This window comes from Variovorax sp. P1_H2 (assembly GCF_056405295.1).
Window position 1 is genome coordinate 1 of record NZ_JBFUCJ010000145.1, and the last position, 14,919, is coordinate 14,919.

General features: G+C 64.9%; 16 protein-coding genes. 6 read left to right on the forward strand and 10 right to left on the reverse strand.

Annotated elements, in window-relative coordinates:
• The 8 genes from AC1D2E_RS31365 to AC1D2E_RS31400 form a co-directional block, all read right to left on the reverse strand.
• The coding region (locus tag AC1D2E_RS31365; RefSeq protein WP_478200970.1) for a transposase at nucleotides 1-199 on the reverse strand (199 nt) is incomplete at its 3' end.
• 44 nt (nucleotides 200-243) lie between these two features.
• Entirely contained in the window at nucleotides 244-777 is a 534-nt protein-coding gene (locus AC1D2E_RS31370; RefSeq protein WP_478201018.1) for a hypothetical protein, read from the reverse strand.
• A 157-nt stretch (nucleotides 778-934) separates the two neighbouring features.
• On the reverse strand, nucleotides 935-1,219 hold the full coding sequence (locus AC1D2E_RS31375) for a hypothetical protein (RefSeq protein WP_478201019.1): 285 nt from the start codon (nucleotides 1,217-1,219) through the stop codon (nucleotides 935-937).
• Between the two features lie 111 nt (nucleotides 1,220-1,330).
• Entirely contained in the window at nucleotides 1,331-1,885 is a 555-nt protein-coding gene (locus AC1D2E_RS31380; RefSeq protein WP_478201020.1) for an OmpA/MotB family protein, read from the reverse strand.
• 56 nt (nucleotides 1,886-1,941) lie between these two features.
• Entirely contained in the window at nucleotides 1,942-2,340 is a 399-nt protein-coding gene (locus AC1D2E_RS31385; RefSeq protein WP_478201021.1) for a hypothetical protein, read from the reverse strand.
• A complete protein-coding gene (locus tag AC1D2E_RS31390; protein ID WP_478201022.1) occupies nucleotides 2,337-2,726 on the reverse strand; it encodes a response regulator transcription factor in 390 nt (129 codons plus the stop codon). Before AC1D2E_RS31390 ends, AC1D2E_RS31385 begins: the two co-directional genes overlap by 4 nt.
• Before the next feature lie 89 nt (nucleotides 2,727-2,815).
• Nucleotides 2,816-3,445: a response regulator transcription factor gene (locus tag AC1D2E_RS31395; RefSeq protein ID WP_478201023.1), complete on the reverse strand. Its 630-nt coding sequence runs from the start codon at nucleotides 3,443-3,445 to the stop codon at nucleotides 2,816-2,818.
• A 5-nt stretch (nucleotides 3,446-3,450) separates the two neighbouring features.
• Nucleotides 3,451-5,280 (reverse strand): two-component system sensor histidine kinase NtrB, encoded by a 1,830-nt coding sequence (locus tag AC1D2E_RS31400; protein WP_478201024.1) that lies wholly within the window; start codon nucleotides 5,278-5,280, stop codon nucleotides 3,451-3,453.
• A gap of 458 nt (nucleotides 5,281-5,738) precedes the next feature.
• Between AC1D2E_RS31400 and AC1D2E_RS31405 the strand changes: the two genes are divergently transcribed.
• From AC1D2E_RS31405 to AC1D2E_RS31425, 5 genes are read left to right on the forward strand one after another with little or no spacing between them, the layout of a single operon-like run.
• The gene (locus tag AC1D2E_RS31405) at nucleotides 5,739-8,327 is read left to right on the forward strand and encodes a DUF3604 domain-containing protein (RefSeq protein ID WP_478201025.1); all 2,589 of its coding nucleotides are present in this window, start codon (nucleotides 5,739-5,741) and stop codon (nucleotides 8,325-8,327) included.
• Between the two features lie 21 nt (nucleotides 8,328-8,348).
• The gene (locus AC1D2E_RS31410; RefSeq protein ID WP_478201026.1) at nucleotides 8,349-9,272 is read left to right on the forward strand and encodes a peptidyl-prolyl cis-trans isomerase; all 924 of its coding nucleotides are present in this window, start codon (nucleotides 8,349-8,351) and stop codon (nucleotides 9,270-9,272) included.
• Entirely contained in the window at nucleotides 9,269-10,291 is a 1,023-nt protein-coding gene (locus tag AC1D2E_RS31415; protein WP_478201027.1) for a HupE/UreJ family protein, read from the forward strand. Before AC1D2E_RS31410 ends, AC1D2E_RS31415 begins: the two co-directional genes overlap by 4 nt.
• Nucleotides 10,288-10,890, forward strand: coding sequence for a HupE/UreJ family protein (locus AC1D2E_RS31420; RefSeq protein WP_478201028.1), 603 nt, complete (start codon nucleotides 10,288-10,290; stop codon nucleotides 10,888-10,890). The genes AC1D2E_RS31415 and AC1D2E_RS31420 overlap by 4 nt, the downstream gene beginning before the upstream one ends.
• A complete protein-coding gene (locus AC1D2E_RS31425; protein WP_478201031.1) occupies nucleotides 10,890-11,501 on the forward strand; it encodes a HupE/UreJ family protein in 612 nt (203 codons plus the stop codon). Before AC1D2E_RS31420 ends, AC1D2E_RS31425 begins: the two co-directional genes overlap by 1 nt.
• Nucleotides 11,502-11,687: 186 nt before the next feature.
• Here the strand turns inward: AC1D2E_RS31425 and AC1D2E_RS31430 are convergent, their stop codons facing one another.
• Both AC1D2E_RS31430 and AC1D2E_RS31435 read right to left on the reverse strand, forming a co-directional pair.
• The gene (locus tag AC1D2E_RS31430; protein WP_478201032.1) at nucleotides 11,688-13,232 is read right to left on the reverse strand and encodes a flavin-containing monooxygenase; all 1,545 of its coding nucleotides are present in this window, start codon (nucleotides 13,230-13,232) and stop codon (nucleotides 11,688-11,690) included.
• 275 nt (nucleotides 13,233-13,507) lie between these two features.
• Nucleotides 13,508-14,563 (reverse strand): autotransporter outer membrane beta-barrel domain-containing protein, encoded by a 1,056-nt coding sequence (locus AC1D2E_RS31435; protein WP_478201029.1) that lies wholly within the window; start codon nucleotides 14,561-14,563, stop codon nucleotides 13,508-13,510.
• A gap of 5 nt (nucleotides 14,564-14,568) precedes the next feature.
• Here AC1D2E_RS31435 and AC1D2E_RS31440 point away from each other — a divergent pair.
• Nucleotides 14,569-14,919 (forward strand): hypothetical protein (locus AC1D2E_RS31440; protein WP_478201030.1); only part of this gene is annotated, 351 nt, incomplete at its 3' end.

Sequence of the window (14,919 nt, forward strand, 5' to 3'; positions counted from 1 at the left end):
TGCGCAGCATCGTCTCGATCGCAAAAGGCGGCCGACCAGTCTTGGCCCGCGGGCTGTGCGGCTCGACGATCTGCACCAGCGCGCTCCAGGGAACCACCCGATCCATCTCATCGAGGAACTCGCGTTTGCGCGTCTTCTTCGTCGACAGGTTCAGGCCCAAGCCCAACTGATTCGGGGGAGTTACGCGTTTGGAAATCATGGCATCAGATCATGCAAGGCTTGGGCCTGTTTTGCAGACCATCCCTAGCGGTAAATGGCTGCACGGCGAAAGCTCCTGCGCGCGACACCGGCATACGACACCGGCGTCAAAGGCATGCCGATGACGTCGATGAAGACAGAGACGTCGGAGCCCTTCACCGGCATGTCGCCTTGAAGAATCTTCACCGTATAGGAAAGCGCAGAGCCTTTCAACACGGGATCCTTCAGGACTGCCACGACCTGTCGAAGCGACTCACCTTCAACAATGGAGATGTCGGCATTGGGGGGATCGGAAAGAAAACTCTCCTTGCCCTTGCTCCAGAACGGGACAAACGCCGTTGTCTTCATGTTCCCGGCGATACGCTCAGGACGGTCGGAAAAAAATACGGTGATCGGGCTCACGCCATGCAGCGTGAGCTTGCTGGTTGCCCTGTCAAAGGTCATGCTGTTCGCCGTTTGCACGAACAGGAAATCAGCCTGCTTCGCAGGCGCCTCCGCGGTCTGTGCCATTGCGGCCTCGAGCGCGGGCGCCGATGCGAGCAACGTCGCGGAAGTAACGAAAATGCGTCGGGTCGTCATGACAATCTCCAAGAGCTTGGGTCAAGGTCGGGCGCCGGGTCGCACCGCCGTTCGGGCCGGCGCGCGGCCGACTGTGCATCGCGCTGCCGCCCGGCGCCAGTCCCATCGCAATCGCAGGGGCGATTGTGAGGAATCCGGTTCACGACCACGTCTTCGTTCAAGGGATCATTCCGCACTCGAACATCTTGTTCGCGATCGGCGCGGCCACTTTGTTGAGGAAGGCAGTGCGAGCCGTCGGATCGTTGCGCAGGAATTGAACGGCCCGCTGTTCCTCCGCCGATTGGGGTTGACTCTTCTTCACCCATAGCTCTTCGCAGCTCGCACTCTGGTACTTGCCGATGACCTTGTTCGCGACCATGTCCAGGATCATTTCCTGACCGACCGCCAGACCTGCAACGCACAGTGCAGGCACCGCCACCGGGAGAACGATCCGCTTGTTCATGGCTTGTCTCCTCATTGAATCAACGTTAAGAAAGAGATCGGGGTGAAACCAATCAACCACCGGCGTGCTCAGGATCTCGGTCCGACCCCCGAATCGAAGCGCAGCGAGACGCTACGGCCGGCTGGCCGCCGAGATCACGATCTCGACGCGGCGGTTCTTCGCCCTGCCCTGCGGCGTGTCGTTGCTCGCCACTGGCCGCGCTTCTCCAAAGCCCTGGGCCGAGATCGTCGCCGACGGCACGCCCTTCGAGCTGAGGTAGCGCACCACGTCGTCCGCTCGCGCCGACGAGAGCTCGAGATTGGAGGGAAACCGCGACTTCAGCGTGCCACCGATCGGCAGGTTGTCGGTGAACCCCTGGACAATGATCTGTTGGCCCGGCAGGTTCGACAGGGTCGGCGCGATCTTGGCGAGCGTCTCTTCGCCCTTCGCGTTGAGCGTCCAGCCACCCTCGGGGAACAGGACCTCGTTGACAAGCGTCACCTTGAGCTGGTTCTGCAACTGGGTGATCTGCGCCTGGTCGCTGCTCAGCTCGCTCGACAACTTGGCATTGAGCGCCTGATAGGTGTCGGCCTTCTTCACTTCGGTGTTGTAGGTCTGCTTGGTCACGCAACCCGCGGCCAGCAGGGCGGCGCACAGAATCAGACCGAACTTGGTGATGGACTTCATGATCTACTCCTTCGACGTTGAACAAATGGGATCGGGTGAGCGAAGACGGAGTGAGCTCAGTCCAATGCGACGCGTCGCGTGTCCTGCCGTGTCCAGGACAACAGCAGCGTGACGATGGCGTGGACCGCAGCAGCTGGCCACAACAGCGGGCCCGCAAGGTGCAGGACTGCGCCAACATAACCGAAATACCCAGCGACAAAGGCGCTGTATGTCCACATCGCCCAGAACGCGGCCGAGCTTGGACGCTGGCGTTGCGGCCAGCACGCCAATCCCAGCGCGACAAGCGCAACCCCCAGGATTCGGCCGAGCAACGTCGCCAGTTCGGTGATCTCCGCCCGCACCAGCAATGCGATGACAACCGAAGGGAGGGCCAGAAGACCGACGCCCGTGCCAGCCTCCGCGGCCGAGGCGAAGATGAGGATCTTCCGCAACCTGCTGAAGTTCGATTCGATCATGGCGAAGATCCCCGTCCAGAGCCGATGGCGCTGTCGATGGCCGCCAACAACGCGGCGTCGTTGACAGGCTTGCACAGATAGGCCTTCGCGCCCAGGTGCAGGGCCCGCGCGCGCGACTCGGGCGTGTCGTGCCCCGTGATGACCACGACAGGCACGGCAGCATGCGCGAGGGCAAGCGCGCTCTGGACGTCGAAGCCGCTCATTTCGGGCATATGCAAGTCGAGCACCAGACAGTCCGGCTGATGGTCCGCGACGGAGCGCAAGAAATCCGCGCCGGACGCGAAGGTCTCGACAGCGAAGCCAGCGGAGGAAACGAGCCGCGTCAAGGCCACGCGCACATCGGCATCGTCGTCCACCACGGCCAGCAGGGAGGTCTTGCTTTCCATCGTGCCCTCACGCTAACAGCCGAAGGCGATCGCTCCAACTGGACCTTGGTCCAGGTTTCTGGCGCGCTGCAGGCGCGAAAGGCGAGACTTCAGGTGTTGGGCGATGAGCCGACGCCGGCGCGCTCGGCCAGCTTGACCAGATCGGCGACGACGCGCACACCCATCTTGCGCATCAGGTTGCCACGATGGAACTTGATCGTCTTCTCGACGGTGCCGAGCTCGGCGGCGATTTGCTTGTTCAGCTTCCCGGCCACGATCTGCTCGAGAACCTGCCGTTCGCGCTCGGTCAGCGATGCGAGGCATTGCGAGACGCGCTCGCGCTGCGCATTCGCGTGACGCTGGGCCAGGTTGCCGGCCAAGGCTTGCTGGATCGCAGCGATCAACTCGGTGTCGTTGACCGGCTTGGTGAGAAAGTCCTTCGCGCCATGCTTCATCGCCTGGACACTCGCAGCGATGTCGCCCCGACCGGTGAGAAAGACAATCGGCAGCGGGCTGGCCTGTTGCTCGAGCGCGTGTTGCAACTCCAGGCCGCTCAACCCCGGCAGCGCAAGGTCGAGCACCAGGCAACCTGGCGCTTTCGGGTCGTAGCTGTCGAGGAACTGACGCGGCGACGCGAACGCGACGGCCTTCAGTCCAACGGATTCGAGCAGCCGCCCGATCGCCGTCAACAAGTCGGGATCGTCGTCGACCAGGTAGACCGTGGGCGTCAGTTCTTCCATGGCTTTCAGTCTCGCTTCGCCGGCAGTTCGCAATGCAGTGTGGCACCCGCATCCGCATTGTTGGTAGCCCACAGCCGGCCACCATGCGCCTCGGCAATCGATCGGCAGATGGCCAGACCCAGGCCCAGGCCGTGCGACTTGCTGGTGACAAAGGGATCGAATATCCGCTCGAGATCCGCCGGGGGTATTCCCGAGCCGTGGTCAGCGACGGAGAACTCGACGTTGCCCTCTGCGGTGCTTCGCGTTCGCACCAGCAGCCGGCGCGAGTTCTCGCCGCCGTCCATGGCATCGCATCCGTTCATCACGAAATTCAACATCACCTGTTGCAACTGGTTCCGGTCGCCGCTCACGGGCGGCAGCGAATCGGCCAGGTCCGCGCTGGCCATCACATGCCGGTTCAGCAGGTCGCTGCGAATCAGATGCAGAGATTCCTGGACCACGTCGTTGATGTCCAGAAGATCGTGCTGCGCGTCTTCCTTCCTGAGCATGGATCGCAGCCGCTGAATCACCGCGCCGGCACGGTGGTCGCACTTGACGATGTCGGACAGGATCTCGGCGAGCTTGTCGACGCGCGGCGGGCTTTGCGCGAGAAAGCGCTGTGCCGCCTGCGCATTGCTCAGAATGGCCGCCAGCGGCTGGTTGAGTTCGTGCGCGAGCGATCCGGACAACTCGCCCAGCATCGCGACCCGCGACAGGTGCGCGAGCTCGTCGCGCTGGCGGGCCGTCGTCCGCTCGACGCGTCTGCGTTCGGTGACGTCGACGACCGAGGCCAGGATGAACAGCCCCTCACCGGTCGACATCGGACTGAGTGCAACCTCTACCGGAAATTCGCCTCCATCATTGCGGCGTGCGAAGAGCTCGCGTCCGGCTCCCATTGCCCGCGTCCGCGGGTCCTTGCCGTATGACCCTCGCAGGCCGACATGGGGACCGCGAAAGCGTTCAGGGATCAGCATCTCGACAGGCTTCGCGACGAGATTTGCACGCGAGTAGCCGAACATGGCTTCCGCCTGCGCGTTGGCCAGCGTGATCATTCCCCTGTGGTCAACCAGAAGAATGGCGCTGGGAACGGCTTCGACAACGGTGCGGAAACGCAGTTCGCTTGCGCGCAGCCGCGCCGCCAGTTGCCCGGCTGCGATCACGTCCCAGCCAAGTTCGTAGCCCATGGCGATCACGACAACGAAAACGCCCGGCATGACGATCGTCGGGGCGTGAACCAGGCCCAGAGTGATCAAGGCGGCCAAGCCCGCGACAGTGACGATGAAGATCGCGAGACTGCCGCCGACGATCGTTGCGCGGCGGCGCCCATCGGATCCGCCCCGGCGCCAGAGCGCGAGGGAGGCATCCACGACGAAGACGAGCAGGCACACATTCCCGATCTGCGGAATGATCCCCCATGGATTGACAACACCGACCGGCCCCGCGACGATCGGGCCGCCCCAGAACGTGGTCAGATCCAGCGATGAAACCTCGCTGAAATTGATGTTTTCGCCGGTGATGAAGTTCAGCGCGAGCGCCAACAGCCGGAGCTGGGTGGCCGCCCAGGCAAGCCAGAGGCTTCCGGCGCCGAAATAGAACCGGACGAACCAGACGATCGACAGCACGACCATTGCCAGCGGCACATGCGCCCAACGCAATGTCGTGGCGTAGCCGGCAGCAGATGTCGAGCGCATCATCGCCAACTCGAAAGCGCCGAACACCGTCGCAGACACCGCGAGCGCGAAGAACAGAAGATGGGCGTACTGCGAATTCTGCTTGAGCCAGACGAAAAGGTGAATCACGCCGAGTGTCAGGGTCGCAGCGGACATCGCAATCCAGGCGATTTCGACCCAGTTCATCTCATTGCCGGCAAGGTTGCCGCCGCATCCCATGGATGCGCAATCCGGCCGGCGGTGGTCGCCGCGATCGACTTCGCTTCGAGACGGGTGCCAGCCGCCTCGGTGCCCGGGCCGCGCCGGTTGCCTGCGTTCATCCACACCTCGGGCATCTTGGGTCAATCCAGTGTTGGGAGCTGGCCGAACGTTGTGCGAGCAGTCCGCCGCTAGCGGTCTTGTCGGATCGCGCAAGACAAGGACCAAGGACGCGCGTCGCGCCCGCGCGACGGAGAGAATACTTGGCTATCTGAGGCTGCGATTGATCAGGATCAACTCGGGGCCGACCGCTCGCCGCGGCCCGACGCCTGATTTCGCGCTGCCGCTGCCCCCTCAAAAACCTGGACCAAGGTCCAGTTGGTTCGACCGGCCGCGCCTGATAGCGTGCAGGCTGCAGTTTTCGTGACTGCACGGAGGACGCAGCGATGAAACCGAGAAATTCCCAAACGGCCCGAGCCACCCTCGCGCTGGCGGCCGCGCTGGCCTGCGTGCCGACGATCGCCCAGGAGAAGAATCCGGAGAAGAACGCGTACTTCGGCGAGACCCACATTCACACCAGCTGGTCGGTCGATGCCTGGGTCATGGGCAACCGCATCACCGGCCCCGACGAAGCCTACAAGTATGCCCAGGGGCAGACGATCAAGCACCCGGTGGGCTTCGACATCAAGATCGACACGCCGCTCGACTTCATGGGCGTGACCGATCACTCCGAATATGTCGGCGTCACCAAGCAGGCCAACACCCCGGGGAGCTACGTGAGCAAGCTGCCCGCGGCGAAGCCGATGATCATGAAGGATCCCAACAGCTCCGCCGAGCAACAGCAGGTCTTCTCGTACCTGCTCAAGCTGGCCTCAAGCGCGCCGGTGAAGGCCTTGATGGACCCGAAGATCACTGGCACCGTGTGGAAGGAAAACGTCAAGATCGCCGACGAGAACAACAAGCCGGGCAAGTTCACGGCGTTCTGCTCGTACGAGTGGACAGCGATGCCGGGCAACCGCAACCTGCACCGCAACGTGTTCTTCCGGGCCTGCGACAAGGTACCGGACTATCCATTCAGCGCGCTCGACTCCACGCGACCCACGGACCTGTGGAACTGGATGGACGTGCAGCGCAAGAGCGGCAACGAACTGCTCGCGATCTCGCACAACGCCAACGTCAGCGATGGCTGGATGTACCCGGTCGACGTCGACAACACCACCGGCCGGCCCATCGACGCCGCCTGGGCGGCCTCGCGCGACCGCAACGAGCGCCTGGTCGAGATCAAGCAGGGCAAGGGACAGTCGGAGACCCATCCCCTGCTGTCGCCCAACGACGAGTTCGCCAGCTACGAGCTGTATCAGGCCATCCTGGGCCTTCCGGCCAATGTCGGGCGCATCGACCACATCACGGGCAGCTTCGCGCGCCAGGCCTACAAGGACGGCATCACGATGCAGGACCAGCGCGGCTACAACCCGTACAAGTTCGGGATGGCCGGCGGCTCCGACTCGCACAACACCGGCAGCCCGTACCGTCAGGACAACTTCTACGGACTGCACGCCCAGGCGGATGCGTCAGTCGAGCGGCGCTTTGCCGGCGTGCTGATCGGCGGCACCATGGACGTGCGCCTGGAAAACCCCGGCGGGCTGACCGGCGTATGGGCCGAGGAGAACACCCGGGCCTCGCTGTGGGACGCGATGTACCGCAAGGAAACCTTCGGCGTGACCGGCCCGCGCATCAAGGTGCGCTTGTTCGGCGGCTGGGGCTACAACCAGGACATCGCGAAGGCCAACGACTGGATCAAGCAGTCCTATGCAGGCGGCGTGCCGATGGGCGCCGACCTGCCGCCCATGCCCTCCGGGGGGAAAGGCACCGCGCCGCGCTTCGTCATCTGGGCAGTGAAAGACCCGAACTCGGCCAACCTCGACCGCATCCAGGTCATCAAGGGCTGGACGCAGAACGGCCAGAGCCTCGAGAAAGTCTTCGATGTGGTGTGGGCTGGCGACCGCAAGCCTGACAAGTGGTCGGGCCGGGTGCCCGCCATCCGCAGCACGGTGGATCTCGACAAGGCCACCTACACGAACGATGTCGGCTCGGCGGAACTGAAGACGGTGTGGACCGATCCGGAATTCGATGCGAGCCTGCACGCGTTCTACTACGTCCGCGTGCTCGAGATCCCGACGCCGCGCTGGACGCTGATCCAGGCGGTGAAGGAGGGGCTGCCCCCGCCCAACATCGTGCCGCTCACCGGGCAGGAGCGCGCCTGGAGTTCGCCGATCTGGTATGCGCCATCGGCGCAGGCGCGCAAGGGCAACCCGGCCGGGATGACCGTCGCCGACCTGAAGAAGAAGGGTGCCGCCGCCCTGAACGACGCCCAGTTGAAGGCACTCATCGTCGGCAAAGCATTCTGGCTGCGCAACAACGTCACCGGAGAACAGTTCAGCCAGAACTTCACGACCGAGGGCCATACGACCGTGTTCCGCGTCGGAGGCGACACTGCCGTGCCGAGCGGTTTCGGCAGCGTCGAGCGCGACGGCTATCAGGGCACCACCAGCCCCTACAAGATCGAGGCGGGCAAACTGATTGCCTTCGTCTCGCAGGATCCGTACGCTTTCACGTTCTACAAGCTCGGCGACACGTACTACGCCGCACGCAGCAACGAGTTCGGCTTCGCCAACTACGAGATCGTTCCGGCTCCGCAAATTGCGTCGAATCCGCTGACGGCGCTGTCGAACCAGTTCTCGATCGAGCTGGGGCTGACGGAAGAGCAGAAGCAGCAGATCGTCCCGATTCTCAAGCAGGAGGTGCAGCAGTTGGGGGCGCTGAAGAAGAACGCCTCCCTCAGCGGCTTGCAGAAGGCCAAGGAGTTGCGCAAGCTCGGTCTCTCCTTCGACGAGAAGATCTCGCCGCTGCTCAATCCGCAGCAGCAGCAGAAGTTCCAGACCATGCGCGAGCAGATGCGGCGGCGGATCATCGAGGAGATGGCCGGCAAGGTGCTGCAGGAAGCGGCAACTTTCTTCCCCGATGTGCACAAGTAGCGCCGAGAGTCTGGAAACGCCATGAGACGCCTCCTGCGAGAGCCGCTGGTTCACTTTCTGTTGATCGGCGCGATCATGTTCGGCCTCTACGGCCTCACGCAGTCCGGAAGCCCGGCGACCGCATCTTCGAAGGAGATCCAGCTGTCGCTCGATGAGATTGGCCAACTCACCGAGTTGTACCAGGCGCAGTGGCACCGACTGCCGACGCCGCAGGAGCTCGAGCGCATGGTCGAGATGAAAGTCCAGCAGGAAGTCCTCTACCGCGAGGCGCTCGCGATGGGGCTCGACAAGGGCGACGAAATCGTCAAGCGCCGCATGGCGCAGAAGATGCAATTCCTGGCCGAGGATGTGGCCGCTGCGCGCGAGCCAACGCCGGTCGAACTCAGGAACTGGTTCGCGAAGAACGACGCCAGATTCGCGCAGCCGCCCCGGCTGAGCTTTCGACATTTGTACTTCTCGCCCGACAAGCGCGGCACCCGTGCCAGAGCCGATGCGGAGCAAGCGCTGGCGAAGCTCGCTGGCCAGCCGGTCGACGCGAAGATCGCGAACTCGCTCGCCGACGCGTTCATGTTCCAGGACTACTATCGCGATCGCGCGCCTGAATTTCTCGGCAAGGAGTTCGGACCGCAATTCGCTCTGGCAACAGCCAAGCTTTCGCACGGCGCGTGGCAGGGGCCCATTGAGTCCGGCTTCGGCTGGCACCTCGTGTTCGTCGACACCCTGATTCCCGGCCGCGTACCGGCCTTCGAGGAGGTCGAGGCCAACGTCAAGACCGCGTGGCTCGACGAGCAGAAAGCGCTTGCCTGGGAGAAGTCGTACAAGACGATGCGTGCCAATTACACGGTGCTGCTGCCCGCGCCGCCCGAGCGTCCTGCGGCCTCGTTGGCCTCGCCGTCTTCACAGACAGCGCAGGCGCCCACACCATCGGACAGGGTGTCGAAGTGAACGGCCTGCGCCGCATCGCCGGATACGTCATGGTGGCGCTGCTCGTCCTGCTTGCCGGAATGCCGGTTTCACGCGCCGACGAGTCCCGGCCGGCGTATCTGGAGATCAAGGAAACGGCGCCAGCCCAGTATGCGGTGCTCTGGCGCACGCCGATGCTCGCGGGCAGGCGATTGCCGCTGGTGCTGACCATGCCCGATGGGGTGAACGACCTGAAGGCGCCCGTGGTCCAGGAACTCAGCGACTCCCTCGTCGAGCGGCGTTGGATCGACGCCGGGCCGAACGGACTGGCCGGCAAGCGAATCAAGATCAAGGGCCTGCAATTCACGATCACCGATGCGATGGTCCGGGTCGAGCTGCTCGACGGCCAGACGGTGCAGACCATCGCACGCCCTTCGCAGCCATGGTTCGAGATCGCGGCCTCGCAATCGTGGTGGGACGTGCTGGGCACCTATGTCGTCGAGGGCTTCCGGCACATCCTGTTTGGTGCCGATCATCTGCTGTTCGTGCTCGGCCTGCTGTTGATCGTGGGCAATCGGTGGATGCTGATAAAGACGGTCACCGCCTTCACCGTCGCCCACAGCATCACGCTGGCCATCGCTTCGCTCGGCGTCGCGAATGTCCCGGCACTGCCGATGAATGCGGCGATCGCCTTGAGCATCCTGTTTCTCGGCCCGGAGATCGTGCGCGTGTGGCGCGGCGAGACGAGCTTCACGATCCGCCACCCCTGGGTGGTGGCGTTCGCGTTCGGACTGTTGCACGGGTTCGGCTTCGCCACCGTGATGACCAGTGCCGGCCTGCCGCGGCAGGATCTGCCGCTGGCGCTGCTGTCCTTCAACGTCGGCGTCGAGCTCGGGCAGCTCGCATTCGTCGCGCTGGTGCTGGCGATGGAGCGGTCCTTCAGCGTGCTCCAGGTGCGCTGGCCGCGCTGGGTGCAGGCACTTCCTGGCTATGTCGTCGGAGCGCTCGGTGCGTTCTGGACGCTCCAGCGCGTCGCGCTCTTGATCGCAGCGGCACGATGATGCGGCAATTTCGACCTCGATCGGCGCAGGCGCTGGCCCTGTTGGCGGCCTTCTGGGCTCAGGCCGCCTGCGCACACCTGCAGCAGAGCGAGGCGGCCGGACTGCTGACCGGCTTGCTCCATCCGCTCTCGGGCCTGGACCATGTGCTCGCGATGGTCGCCGTGGGTCTGTGGGGTGCGCAACTCGGGATGCCGGCGATCTGGGTGCTGCCGATCGCTTTCCCTCTGGTCATGGCGCTGGGCGGCATGCTCGGATTTCTCGGCATACCGATCCCGGGCGTGGAGGCCGGTATCGCCGCGTCGGCGATCGTGCTCGGAACCGCAGTCGCCTTCGAACTCCGCCCGCCTCTGGTCATTGCGGCGCTCGTGGTCGGGGGCTTTGCGATCTTCCACGGGCATGCGCATGGTGTCGAACTGCCGCCAGGTCACAACGCGCTGCTCTACAGCATGGGTTTCGTGATCGCCACGGGTGGCCTGCACGCGTTGGGCATCGGCATCGGAGCCGTCCACGGCCGGCCCTGGGGGCGGCAACTGCTGCGGGCAGCCGGCACGGCGGTCGCAACGGGAGGGGGAGTCTTCATGTGGAGGGCGCTCGCGTGATGCACGCGAGCGCGTCGTGGATTCGTGCGCGCGCGCTCGCCCTGTTCGCCCTTGCGCTTGCGTGCGGGCCCGCCGAAGCGCACCTCAATTCGACCGGGATGGGCCCGGTCTACGACGGCCTGATGCACTTCTTGGCCAGCCCCGAGGATCTTGTGCCTGCGCTGGCGTTGGCGCTGCTGGCCGGGTTGCGTGGCGCGCCTTACGGAAGACGGGCGATGTTCACGCTGCCGGCGGCGTGGCTGCTCGGCAGCCTGGTCGGATCGACCGCGGCCACCGCCCATGCCGGCACGCTGGTGGCAGCCTTGTGGTTCCTGCTGCTGGGTGGCTTGGTCGCGGCCGATGTCAGGCTCAGCTTGCGCTCGATGACGGTGCTCGGTGCACTGCTCGGGCTGGTTCACGGGTACCTCAACGGCACCGGCATGGGCCTGACTGCATCGGCGACCCTGGCCGCCCTCGGATTGGCCGCTGCAGTGTTCGTAGTGATCGTCCTGTTCGCCGCGCTCGTCGTTGCGTTGCGGGCGCCATGGGCGCGGATTGCCGTGCGTGTGGGCGGCAGCTGGATCGCCGCGAGTGGCGTCTTGATGATTGGCTGGTCGATTCGCGGGCTTTGACGGGGGTACCAGCACCTGGCCTACATCCAGACGCAGATCGGCTACAAGGTCAAGCTGGATATGCCGCAGCGCACAGGCCCCGAGGTTGATCGCCTCTCTGCGCGAGGCAAGGCTTGGTTATCTGGCGGGTCATTGGAACGGTGAAGGGCTCGGGGTCGATGATCGGCCCACTGCCATCACTTCGCCCTACGCCGGCGCAGCCGCCCACGCCGCCACCTGCGGAGACTGTGCGACGCAGGCCAGTCGTCGCAGCTTCTGCAATTCGGAATCCTGAAACTGCGAAGACTGCATACATCCGAAGGCCTTGGCTTCATCGGCAAACCGGTCGGCCGCATCCGGCAGCGCATCGCGACCTTCGAGGCGAAACGAAACCGGCGCCAGCGGCCCAAATAACAGGGCACGCCTAAGCCGAGGCCAGCGCTGCGGATCGGGCTCCACGCCCGCGGCGCGCGCAAACAGCAAGGCCATCAGGTTCATCTTGGTCTTCTGCGGCTCGCCACGCGCGCGGCACTCGGCAACGCCCGCCAGCATTTCTTCAAGTGCCGGCGCTGCGATGGCGCCGCTCCACACATAGGCAATCCACCGGGCCTGCAACTCGATCGGCGGAAACATCGGGCCCGACTGATCCCAGATGCCCACGAAGGCAAGTCCCGGCAGTTGCGGATGGAAGGTGTGCTGAAAAAGTTCGAGCCGTTGCGCATCGAGGCCAAGCGTGCGACGGATCGGCTCGCCGAGGAAGGGCATTTTCAGTTCGAAGCCGGTGCCGAAAAGAATGCCGTCGTAGATCTCCGTGGACCCGTCTCTGAAACTAACCCGCATGCCTTCGACCCTGTCGAACCAGGGCCGCACCTCGATGCGGCCCTCGGCAACCAGTGGAAGAAAATGCTGGCTCAATGTCAGGCCGGCATCGAGGATGCTGTCGGCCGGCTTCGGCGCGCCGAACTGTTCCGGACTGCCGCCCCAGGCCAGCACCAGCTCTTTCAGCATCTCGCCGAATTCGCTGCGCGGCAGCGACTCCTCCGCCAGCGCCTGGAAGCGCGTGAACACGCGATGGTCCGATGGCACGCCGGCCACGAGCTTCGGCAACACATAGCGCTGCCGACGATGGCACACGACCACCCTTGCCGCGCCGAGCATGCAGAGATCGCTGGCAATCTCGAGGGCACTGATGGCGCAGCCCGCGACGAGCACGCGCTTGCCGCGGTATCGCTCCGGATGCTTGTAGGCATTGGTATGCGCCACGCCATTGCTGCCCGAAAAAGACGCCAGCCCCGGGACCTCGGGAATGCGCGAATGCTGGAAGCGGCCACAGGCGACCACGACTTTCTCAAAGATCTCTTCGTCGTGCGCGTCATGACGCACGGTCCATCCGCCGGGCACAGCCGCAATTTCGCGCACCTTGGTGCGCAGACGTATTTGCCCGGACAGGTGGAATCGGTCCGCATAGCGCCGCAGGTAGTCGCCGATCTCGCGATTGGACGGATAGACCGCGAGGCCCGGCGCATGCGGCAGGTCGCTGAATTGGGTGAGCACGCGGCTGGTGTTGGTGCGCATCGATGGCCATACGCCGCTGCAGATCGCGTCGCCGCTCCATTGGCCGCCGGGCAATGGCGCCCGCTCGAACAGCACGGGCTCGAAGCCTTCGGATTGCAGGTAGCGGGCAGCGATCAAACCGCCCGGCCCGGACCCGATGATGGCGACTCTTGGCATCGTTGGAACCTCCATCCTCATCGGGATCGTCACGCGTGCCGAGCGTTTCAGGGGGTATGGCCCTTGCCTTCCTCACCCAGACTGCCGACCCATTGGTTGCGAGGCCGTCGACATGGTAAATCTTCTTTACTCTCCTTCATCTGATCGCTGTCGTCGAAGCTCAGATCTCCTCGACGAAGGCGGCGCCGGTCGAAATGTTCAGCCAAACCGTTGCATCGACCGATAGGCTGCCGCAGAGGGAATCGGCAACTGAAGAGGCGTCGGCGGCCCGACAACCGAAGCCGACGCCGACTGAATCACCAAGTCACCCGCAGGCCCAGCGAGCCTTGCACCGATGACTTCACCTGGGCTTCGCCGCCGCTGCTGAGCAATCGCCCGATCTCGCCGTAAATCGTCGTGACGGGCGTCAGCGCCAGCGAAAAGCCACCTGCCACTTCTGTCGAGGTGAAACCGCTCGCGCTGGAGATACGCGTGGCGGTGGCGGGACCGACGAAGGTCGCCACGTCGGCGCCGGAACCCGCGCGGTAGACGTTGACGCGCGCATAGGGCTGCAGACGCCCGGCCGCAGTGACCATGTCGCCCTTGATGCGCACGCCGAGGCGGCCGATCCAAGCGCCCTCGGGGTCCTGTTGGACGCGTGCGCCGACGATCCACACATCGTCGAACCGTGAATTTTGATAGATCAGTTGCGCCTGCGGCTCGATGCTCCAGGACTCGGCCAGAACGAAGGACTTGCCGGCTTCGAGCGATGCCGAGACGCTGCGCGCCTTGCCTGACGTCGTCAGACCGGCGTCGGGCCGCACGGTGTAGCGATGGCTGCCCGCTTGCAGCACGGCATCGGCATACCAGCCGCCCGCATCCATCCAGGTCGCATAGCCGCCGAAGTAGCTCGATTGCAGATCGTTGCTGCCGGCCCTGCCGAAGGCGCCGCGCACGTTTGCGCTCACGTCCGCGCTTCCGTCCAGCGAACCGACGTAGGCCCCGACACGCCAGTTGTCGGCGGCCAGGAGGTCGCTGCCGGCCTGCAGCCCGCTCAAGTGGCCCTGACTGTACGGCGCGACGCTGCCGTTCTGGCGGATGTCCAGATCGGTGTAGATGGCGCGCGCCCAGGCGCCACGTTCGGGACCCGTATCGCCGACGCGGCGATGCAGGTTGCCGATCATCGCGAGATCGCCTTGCCGAACTTGCGCGGGAAGGGCAGCGAAAAGCGGCGTCTCGTTCTGATAGGCGGGGGCGACCGGGGCAGGCGCTGCTGCGCTCGCTTCGGTTTGTGCGGTCGTCGTTGTCTCAGCGGCGGCGGGTGCGGCGCTCTTGTTTGGCTCTTCTCCGTTGACCGCGGCTGGCGCGGCCACTGAAGGTGCAGGCGCCGGTGCTGACGCCGGTGTGGGTGCGGGTGCGGGCGCCGATGCGGGCGCGGGCGCGGGTGCTGGTGCTGGTGCTGGTGCTGGTGCTGGTGCTGGTGCTGGTGCTGGTGCTGGTGCTGGTGCCGGGGCCGGTGCTGGTGCGGGTGCTGGTGCTGGCGCCGGTGCCGGTGCCGGTGCGGGTGCAGGTGCGGGTGCAGGTGCGGGTGCCGATGCGGGTGCAGGTGCCGGTGCCGGKGCCGGTGCCGGTGCSGGTGCCGGTGCCGGGGCCGGTGCCGGAGCGGGTGCCGGTGCAGGTGCTGGTGCTGGTGCTGGTGCTGGTGCAGGTGCCGGTGCCGGTGCCGGTG